Source organism: Peribacillus aracenensis (assembly GCF_025175645.1).
In the GTDB taxonomy this organism is placed as follows: Bacteria; Bacillota; Bacilli; order Bacillales; family DSM-1321; genus Peribacillus; species Peribacillus aracenensis.
Window position 1 is genome coordinate 350,066 of sequence record NZ_JANZMJ010000001.1, and the last position, 9,217, is coordinate 359,282.

Annotated in this window: 9 protein-coding genes; all 9 read left to right on the forward strand. The window is 42.3% G+C overall.

Going from position 1 to position 9,217, the window contains the following annotated elements:
* Positions 1-17 precede the first annotated feature (17 nt).
* The gene (locus N0M92_RS01770) at positions 18-482 is read left to right on the forward strand and encodes a cell division protein SepF (protein ID WP_076366647.1); all 465 of its coding nucleotides are present in this window, start codon (positions 18-20) and stop codon (positions 480-482) included.
* 6 nt (positions 483-488) lie between these two features.
* Positions 489-755 carry a YggT family protein gene (locus tag N0M92_RS01775; RefSeq protein ID WP_053345253.1) on the forward strand — a complete coding sequence of 89 codons (267 nt, stop codon included), beginning with the start codon at positions 489-491 and terminating at the stop codon, positions 753-755.
* Positions 756-887: 132 nt separating this feature from the next.
* Positions 888-1,661: a YlmH family RNA-binding protein gene (locus N0M92_RS01780; RefSeq protein ID WP_192203973.1), complete on the forward strand. Its 774-nt coding sequence runs from the start codon at positions 888-890 to the stop codon at positions 1,659-1,661.
* Between the two features lie 85 nt (positions 1,662-1,746).
* Positions 1,747-2,262, forward strand: coding sequence for a DivIVA domain-containing protein (locus N0M92_RS01785; RefSeq protein WP_034313857.1), 516 nt, complete (start codon positions 1,747-1,749; stop codon positions 2,260-2,262).
* A 393-nt stretch (positions 2,263-2,655) separates the two neighbouring features.
* Positions 2,656-5,424, forward strand: coding sequence for an isoleucine--tRNA ligase (ileS, locus tag N0M92_RS01790; RefSeq protein ID WP_260284339.1), 2,769 nt, complete (start codon positions 2,656-2,658; stop codon positions 5,422-5,424).
* A 207-nt stretch (positions 5,425-5,631) separates the two neighbouring features.
* A complete protein-coding gene (lspA, locus tag N0M92_RS01795) occupies positions 5,632-6,102 on the forward strand; it encodes a signal peptidase II (RefSeq protein ID WP_192203974.1) in 471 nt (156 codons plus the stop codon).
* On the forward strand, positions 6,095-7,012 hold the full coding sequence (locus N0M92_RS01800) for an RluA family pseudouridine synthase (protein WP_260284205.1): 918 nt from the start codon (positions 6,095-6,097) through the stop codon (positions 7,010-7,012). The genes lspA and N0M92_RS01800 overlap by 8 nt, the downstream gene beginning before the upstream one ends.
* A 195-nt stretch (positions 7,013-7,207) precedes the next feature.
* Positions 7,208-7,750: a bifunctional pyr operon transcriptional regulator/uracil phosphoribosyltransferase PyrR gene (gene pyrR, locus N0M92_RS01805; protein WP_192203975.1), complete on the forward strand. Its 543-nt coding sequence runs from the start codon at positions 7,208-7,210 to the stop codon at positions 7,748-7,750.
* A 176-nt stretch (positions 7,751-7,926) separates the two neighbouring features.
* Complete coding sequence (locus N0M92_RS01810; RefSeq protein WP_260284206.1) at positions 7,927-9,216, forward strand: solute carrier family 23 protein; 1,290 nt, start codon at positions 7,927-7,929, stop codon at positions 9,214-9,216.
* Position 9,217: the final 1 nt, after the last annotated feature.

Consider the following 9,217-nt stretch of genomic DNA (forward strand, 5'->3'; position numbering starts at 1 on the left):
AAGGAGGTACCCTATAGATGTCGTTCGTATCAAAATTTAAATCTTATTTCGCGCTGGATGATGAGTATGAGTACAAGGATGAAGTGATGGAAGAAGAGGAGGCTGAACCAAAAGTCGTGAAGTCAGCTAAACAGCATCAGTCCGCTTCTGCAGGGAATCATGCCAATCAGAATATCGTAAGTTTGCAAAGCGTACAGAAATCTTCTAAAGTAGTATTATTGGAGCCCCGAGCTTATGCAGAAGCCCAGGAGGTAGCCGACCATTTAAAAAACAGGCGTGCTGTAGTCGTGAACCTTCAACGGATCCAGCATGACCAAGGAAAGCGAATCATTGATTTTCTAAGTGGGACTGTTTATGCAATCAGCGGGGATATCCAAAAAATCGGAACAGATATATTCTTATGTACCCCGGACAACGTCGATGTTTCCGGTAATATTACCGGCTTCGCCGCCGAAGAGGAGTACGAAGAAGCGAGGTGGTAATGGTTAATGGGTTTAGTGCTTCAGGGTTTATATTATTTAATTGAAATTTATTCAATGGCATTAATCGGTTACATATTGATGTCATGGTTCCCTAATGCAAGGGAGACATCGATCGGTCAATTTCTGGAAAAGATTTGCGAACCGTATTTAGAACCGTTCAGAAAGTTCATCCCGCCACTTGGCATGATCGATCTTTCACCTCTTGTGGCTTTGCTGGTACTTAATTTTGCCAGCGGTTATGGAATCTATTACTTACAGACTTTAATAGGATGATCAACAACTAACCTGACATGATCTTACTACACAGTCGGAAGATTCTCCGCTGTGTAGTAGCAACGCAGAGGCGTTTAATCAATTTCTTATGATCGTTCATTAATTTGATAACTAAGGAGCATTTATTCAATCATGAGTATTTATCAGCATTTCAGGCCGGAGGAAAAAGATTTTATTGACCAGGCTATGAATTGGATCGATCAGGTTAAAAATTCCTACGCTCCGAAACTATCTGATTTTCTTGATCCGCGTCAGCAGGAAATCCTTACTTCCTTATTGGGGAATGATCCGGATGCGAAACTGCAATTCAATGGCGGGGGCGATTTCGTAGAGCGAAAACGTGCGCTCATTTACCCTGATTATTATTCTCCTGAACCATCGGATTTCAATATCTCCTTATACGATATCTCCTATCCAAAAAAGTTTGTTACGCTTGAACATAGGCAAATACTTGGAACCTTAATGTCACTTGGGGTAAAACGTGAAAAATTTGGTGATATAATAGTGACGGAGGAGCACACTCAGTTTATAGCTGCCGAGGAGATGGATTCGTATCTCACAGGGAATCTGGAGAAGATAGGCAATGCTTCTGTTTCCATCAGACGGCTTCCAATCGAGGATATCGTCCAAATTAAAGAAAAATGGGAAGAGCAAGTAACCACCGTCAGTTCTCTTAGGATTGACAGTGTACTTTCGTCCGTCCTGAACATGTCCCGTCAAAAAACGCAGGCCTTGATAGCGTCAGGTAAAGTAAAGGTGAATTTCAAGCAAACGGAAAACGTCTCGGAAGAATGCCGTGAAGGTGATACACTTTCCATCAGAGGTTTTGGCAGATGTAAAATAGCTTCAATCGATGGAAAAACCAAGAAGGATAAGTGGAGAATCTCGTTAGGCAGACAAAAATAATTCAATAAAAAGCAGGATTTATAAATTTATTGTCGAATATAGAGTTTTAACATACTAGAGTAGAAACCGTTCTGGAGGTGCCGTAATGCCCTTAACCCCGATAGATATACATAACAAGGAATTTAACAAAGTATTTCGTGGGTATGATGAAGATGAAGTTAATGAATTTCTCGACCAGGTCATTAAGGATTATGAACTGATTTTGAGGGAGAAGAAAGAACTTGAAGATAAACTGAACGAGACTTTTGATCGTTTGGGACATTTTACGACAATTGAGGGTACACTTAACAAGTCGATTATTGTCGCTCAGGAAGCAGCCGAAGAATTAAGGCGCAATGCCCAAAAAGAAGCGAAACTGATCATAAAGGAAGCAGAGAAAAACGCGGACAGGATCGTCAATGAGTCACTCGTGAAAGCAAGGAAAATAGCGATGGATATTGAGGATTTGAAAAAGCAATCCAAAGTATTCCGGACGCGTTTCAAAATGCTTGTCGGTGCACAGCTCGATTTGCTGGACAATGACGATTGGGATCATCTTCTGGATTATGAAGTTGATGCGACTGAAATAGAATTAAATGAGAGAGTGGAAGAGGAAATTTAAACGATTCCTTGACTTTGAACACTTTTTTCGCATATAATTTTTTAACAATACTATTCATTATGAAATTAGACGATGACAGGGAAAGTAAATTCTTCACACACTTATTTTTAGCGAACCGGGGATGGTGAAAGCCCGGAATAAGCGAAGATATTGAAGATCACCCTTGAGTTCTGAGTTGAACCTGCTTTTGCAGTAAGTAAATGAAGCGTTTCATTCACGTTACGAATGCTCGAGAGGTTGGATTCACTTTGTGAATCTTTCTAGCCAGGGTGGTACCGCGGGAAGCTAAGCTTTCTCGTCCCTTTTTTAGGGATGAGAGGGCTTTTTATTTTGGCCGGATATCAAGTCATCGGTTCGAATGAATTTATGTAAAGACGGATGGAGGATTTTATGATGGAATACAAAGATACCTTATTGATGCCTAAAACTGAATTTCCAATGCGGGGGAATTTGCCGAAACGTGAACCGGAAATCCAAGAAAAATGGAATGAAATGAACATCTATAAAAAAGTGCAAGAACAAACGGAAGGGCGTCCTTTATTCATTTTGCATGATGGACCTCCGTATGCAAACGGCGATATCCATATGGGCCATGCAATGAACAAGGTTTTAAAGGATTTCATTGTCCGATTTAAATCAATGAGCGGTTTTCAAGCACCGTATGTACCTGGCTGGGATACGCATGGGCTTCCGATCGAAACGGCATTGACAAAAAAAGGCGTGAAACGGAAAGAAATGAGCGTTGCCGAATTCAGAAAGCTTTGTGAAGAGTATGCTTATGGTCAGATTAACAATCAACGTGAGCAGTTTAAGAGAATAGGGGTCCGTGGTGATTGGGATAATCCTTATATCACATTAAAGCCTGAATATGAAGCGCAGCAAATCAAGGTATTCGGTGAAATGGCGAAAAAAGGCTATATTTATAAAGGGAAAAAACCTGTTTATTGGTCCCCGTCAAGTGAATCAGCTCTTGCCGAAGCAGAAATTGAATATCAAGACAAACGTTCTGCATCCATCTATGTTGCTTTTGAAGTCACAGATGGCAAAGGTGTAATCGAAGAGGGCGTCAAAATCATCATCTGGACGACAACTCCATGGACGATTCCTGCTAATCTTGGTATTTCATTGCATCCGCAATTAAATTACGTAGTAGTGGCTGTCGAAAATGAAAAATTCTTACTTGCTGAGGCACTGCTTGAGTCGGTTACGGAAACATTAGGCTGGGAAAACCCGTCTATCCTGAATACAGTAAAAGGAAGCGAGTTGGACCGTGCTGTTGCCAAACATCCACTTTATGACCGTGAATCTTTAGTGATGTTAGGTGAACACGTAACGACTGAAGCTGGAACGGGTTGTGTTCATACTGCGCCTGGCCATGGTGAAGATGACTTTATCGTTGGGCAAAAATATGGCTTGGACGTACTTTGTCCTGTAGATGAAAAAGGAGTCATGACGGAAGAGGCAGGGGAATTTGCCGGATTATTTTATGATCAAGCGAATAAACCTATTACTGAAAAATTAACTGAAGTAGGCGCGTTATTGAACTTGACGTTCATTACACACTCTTACCCACATGACTGGCGGACGAAGAAGCCAACGATCTTCCGTGCAACAGCACAATGGTTTGCGTCAATCAAAGACTTCCGCAATGAACTACTGGAAGCAATTGAAGAAACCAAATGGGTACCGGCTTGGGGCGAAACGCGCCTATTCAATATGGTCCGTGACCGCGGGGATTGGTGCATTTCCCGCCAACGCGCTTGGGGAGTGCCAATTCCAGTGTTTTATGCAGAAAATGGCGAGCCGATCATTACGGATGAAACAATCAACCATATTTCAAAGCTATTCCGCGAACACGGTTCAAATATCTGGTTTGAGCGTGATGCGAAAGATCTTCTGCCTGATGGCTATATACATGAAGGCAGCCCGAATGGTATCTTCACGAAAGAAACGGATATCATGGACGTTTGGTTCGATTCCGGTTCTTCTCATCAAGCGGTACTTGAAGAGAGAGACGACTTGCAACGGCCTGCTGACCTTTATTTAGAAGGGTCCGATCAATATCGCGGCTGGTTTAACTCATCGCTTTCAACAAGTGTTGCAGTTACAGGCAAAGCACCATATAAAGGTGTACTTAGCCACGGTTTTGCATTGGATGGCGAAGGCCGTAAAATGAGTAAGTCGATCGGGAACGTTGTACTGCCATCCAAGGTCATGAACCAACTTGGTGCTGATATCTTACGCCTTTGGGTAGCTTCGGTGGATTACCAATCGGATGTCAGGGTTTCCGATCCTATTTTAAAACAAGTTTCGGAAGTTTACCGAAAAATCCGTAATACATTCCGCTTCCTGTTAGGGAACTTGGATGGATTCAATCCAAAAACCGATAAAGTGGCAGTCCAAGAATTGCCTGAAGTCGATCGATACATGCTTGTTAAATTGAATAAACTGATCAAACAGTCGAAGCTAAGTTATGAAAATTATGAGTTTGCTACAATTTATAATATGGTCAATAATTTCTGTACACAGGATTTAAGTTCGTTCTACCTTGATTATGCAAAAGACATTCTTTATTGTGAGGCTCCGAATGGTAAAGAGCGTTTGGCCATTCAAACGGTCCTTTACGAATCATTGGTCAGCTTAACCAAATTGGTGTCACCGATCCTCTCTCATACAGCTGATGAAGTATGGGCGTTCATTCCGGGTGTAACGGAAGAAAGTGTACAGTTGACATTGATGCCTGAAGAAATTCCAGTTGATGATGCTGAAGTCACTGAAGAAAAATGGACAGCGTTCATGGATGTCCGTGATAATGTTCTGAAAGCATTAGAAGAAGCCCGTAACAAGAAGGTCATCGGAAAATCACTGAACGCTAAAGTGATGGTATATGTGAATGAAGAAACGAAGAATCTGCTTGATGGCATCAAGGAAAGCTTTGAACAGCTATTCATCGTATCCGAATTCGAAATCGCTGGCGATGTGGCAAATGCCCCAGCAGAGGCGGTTAAACTTGAGGATATAGCGATCCTTGTTACAAAAGCAGAAGGTGAAACGTGTGAACGTTGCTGGAATGTTTCGAAGGAAGTAGGTCAAGTGGAAGAACATCCAACACTTTGCCCGCGTTGTGCTACAGTCGTGAAAGAGCATTACGTGAATCAATAATACCCGCAAAAAAACCGGTCCTTTTATAAAGGGCCGGCTTTTTTTGTGGGAATGAAACTAAAACCGCAATAGGGAATTTTACCTTTATCCAATCTTCCCGATATCCTTCAGGTACAGTTAGCAGACTAATGCTTTTCGGATTAGTCATTATTTCTAGTTTATGCTACAATTCAAAAGTGAAGATTTGATTAGTTTGGGGGAAAAAATGTGTTTTATTATTTGATTGCCCTTTTGGTCATAGCTCTCGATCAGCTGACAAAATGGATGATTGTGAAAAAAATGGAGTACGGAGAAAGCATTGAAATTATTGAAAACCTTCTATATATCACCTCGCATCGTAATCGTGGGGCAGCATGGGGAATTCTACAAGGTCAAATGTGGTTTTTCTACATCATCACCATCGCTGTCATTATTGGACTTGTCTATTATATTCAGAAAATGGCGAAGGGAAGCATTTTGCTTGGAGTTGCACTTGCTCTCATGCTAGGCGGTGCGATTGGTAATTTCATCGATCGTGTTGCTCGTCAGGAAGTAGTGGATTTCGTTCATGCCTATATTTTCAGCTACAGTTTCCCGGTATTTAATGTTGCTGATGCTGCGCTTTCAATTGGTGTCGGACTGCTCGTGATTCATATGTTTTTAGAAGAAAAAAACGCTAAGGAGAAAGATAATGGATAAAAGGTTATACAGCATCGATGAAACACTAAAAGGAGTTAGGATTGATAAGGCCCTTTCCACTTTGAATGAGGAATGGTCACGTACTCAGGTCCAGCAATGGATTAAGGATGATCATGTTTTGGTAAATGGCACGGCGATAAAGACGAATTACAAAGCTATTCCTGGCGATACAATCGAAGTGACGATTCCTGAACTTGAGGAATTGGATGCGGTAGCAGAGGAAATGGATTTGGATATCTATTATGAAGATAAAGATGTACTGGTTGTTAATAAACCGAGCGGCATGGTCGTCCATCCGGCACCGGGACATGTATCTGGCACGCTTGTAAATGGATTGATGGCTCACTGCAAGGACCTTTCTGGAATTAATGGAGTCATGCGGCCTGGAATCGTCCATCGGATCGACAAAGATACATCAGGTTTATTGATGGTTGCCAAAAATGATATGGCACATGAGAAACTGGTACAGCAGCTTGTTGACAAAACGGTTACCCGTAAGTATCAAGCTGTAGTTCATGGTGTGATCCCTCATGACTTCGGAACGATCGATGCACCGATTGGCCGCGATAAAAAGGATCGCCAAAGCATGACTGTCACAGATTCGAATTCCAAAAATGCTGTCACGCATTTCCGTGTCATCGAACGCTTCAAAGCTTTCACTTTGGTGGAATGCCAGCTTGAAACAGGAAGAACACATCAAATCCGTGTTCACATGAAATACATTAGCTTCCCGCTGGCGGGAGATCCGAAATATGGTCCGAAAAAGACACTGAAATTAGATGGACAAGCGTTGCACGCGGGTCTTCTAGGTTTCATCCATCCACGTACAAATGAGTATATGGAATTCGAAGCTCCGATTCCGGAAGAGTTTGAAAATCTAATTAATCAATTACGTAGAAGTAAGGATTGACAAATTCTTTTTTTTGATATATTATAATAACAACTTAATAAGAACCTTTAACACAGTTCAGAGAGACTGAGAAGGAAACGGATACGCAAAGTGGGATAACCATGCCCATGGCGAGTAAATCCTCATGCCTTCTTGGCATGAGGATTTTTTGTTGAAATTGACTATCAGAAAAAAGGAATCGGGGTGGCCGACGTGTTGAATGAGAAAGCCATAGTACTTGATGAGCAGGCCATTAGCAGAGCCTTGACGAGAATTGCCCATGAAATTATTGAGAAAAATAAGGGTATTGAGGATTGCGTCTTAATCGGGATACGTACTCGCGGGATTTTCCTCGCTGACCGACTTGCAAAGCGCATCAATCAAATAGAAGGCAAGGAAATAGAACTTGGTGAACTGGATATTACACTTTATCGTGATGATCTTTCGAAAAAGACCAATGATGGGGAACCCATCGTAAAAGGCTCGGACATTCCGGTCAACATCACTGACAAGAAAGTGATTTTAGTGGATGATGTTCTTTTCACAGGCAGAACCGTTAGAGCGGCAATGGATGCTCTGGTGGATTTGGGAAGACCTTCGCAAATCCAGCTCGCCGTATTAGTAGACAGGGGGCATAGGGAATTGCCGATTCGCGCGGATTTTGTCGGTAAAAACGTTCCGACTTCCCAATCTGAAAAAATTACGGTTACTTTAACAGAAGTAGATGAAGTAGATCAAGTTACTATATTAGAAAACTAAACAACATGAAAATTTCATATTACCCTTTTAAAGACAGTCCAGAGAGGCTGGCAAAGGGGAGTCAATCGGGAGAGCTGTGTCTACGCATGGACATTTGCCTTCTGAGAAACCCTCTTTGTATATTGCAAAGAGGGTTTTTGCAGTTTTGATGGGATTTTCATGAGGGGGATACGGAAATGGAAGAAACTAAAAGGGACATCGTACTGGATGTCGAAGACGTGCCAAAGGCTGGCCAGTGGATAACGTTAAGCATCCAGCATTTGTTCGCCATGTTCGGTGCAACGGTGCTGGTGCCATTCTTGGTAGGATTAAGCCCGGCGGTAGCATTGGTTTCAAGCGGATTGGGTACACTTTCATACTTATTGATAACCAAAGGTAAGATACCAGCTTATCTCGGTTCATCTTTCGCTTTCATTACGCCAATCATAGCAGCTAAGGCTCTAGGAGGTCCGGAAGCGGCAATGATCGGCTGTTTTGCAGCAGGGTTCATATATGGGATAGTAGCTTTGATTATTCAAAAAGTCGGATTGCGCTGGTTAATGAATATACTTCCTCCGGTTGTGGTGGGTCCGGTGATTATCGTAATCGGATTAAGCCTTGCCGGAACGGCCGTGGACATGGCAATGTATGATCCACAAGATAAATACAGCGTCACATATATAGTGATAGCGCTGATCACCTTAGCGGTAACCATCATCTGTAACGTGTTCTTTAAGGGATTCATTAACTTGATCCCCATATTAATGGGAATCATAGTCGGCTACGGCTGTTCGGCTGTTGCAGGAATAATAGATTATGAACCGATCAAGTCAGCACAATGGTGGGAAATGCCTGAATTCATGTTTCCATATGTAACCTATACACCGTCCTTCTCATGGGAAGTCATTGCCATCATGGTACCGGTTGCCATCGTAACTTTATCAGAACATATCGGACACCAGATGGTACTGAGCAAAGTAGTCGGCAGGAATTTTTTAGAAAATCCTGGTTTGCATCGCTCGATTTTAGGAGATGGAGCAGGAATCATGATCGGTTCCTTAATCGGTGGGCCGCCGCTGACTTCATATGGCGAGAATATTGGGGTCCTGACTATGACAAAGGCGTACAGTGTGTATATCATCGGTGGGGCAGCATTGACTGCAATCATCTTTGGCTTTAACGGTAAGATTTCAGCAGTCATCAGCTCGATACCTACAGCTGTGATGGGCGGTATTTCCATCTTGCTCTTCGGAATCATCGCATCCAGTGGATTGAGGATGCTGATTGATAATAAGGTTGATTTTGACAAGAAAAGGAACCTGATGATAGCTTCAGTCATCCTGGTGTTAGGAATAGGAGGGGCGTTCGTACAACTATCGGAAACGGTATCGCTTTCCGGAATGGCACTTTCAGCCATCGTCGGAATCCTTCTTAACTTGATTCTTCCGGACCGTGAAAAAATATCCGGAGATATATTTGAAAAATAAG

Excerpts from the sequence above, each read along its gene's own strand:
- N0M92_RS01810 (WP_260284206.1), top strand. The coding sequence starts at position 7,927 with ATGGAAGAAACTAAAAGGGACATCGTACTGGATGTCGAAGACGTGCCA.
- N0M92_RS01770 (WP_076366647.1), top strand. The coding sequence starts at position 18 with ATGTCGTTCGTATCAAAATTTAAATCTTATTTCGCGCTGGATGATGAG.
- N0M92_RS01800 (WP_260284205.1), top strand. The coding sequence starts at position 6,095 with ATGGATAAAAGGTTATACAGCATCGATGAAACACTAAAAGGAGTTAGG.
- ileS (WP_260284339.1), top strand. The coding sequence starts at position 2,656 with ATGGAATACAAAGATACCTTATTGATGCCTAAAACTGAATTTCCAATG.
- N0M92_RS01775 (WP_053345253.1), top strand. The coding sequence starts at position 489 with ATGGGTTTAGTGCTTCAGGGTTTATATTATTTAATTGAAATTTATTCA.
- N0M92_RS01780 (WP_192203973.1), top strand. The coding sequence starts at position 888 with ATGAGTATTTATCAGCATTTCAGGCCGGAGGAAAAAGATTTTATTGAC.
- N0M92_RS01785 (WP_034313857.1), top strand. The coding sequence starts at position 1,747 with ATGCCCTTAACCCCGATAGATATACATAACAAGGAATTTAACAAAGTA.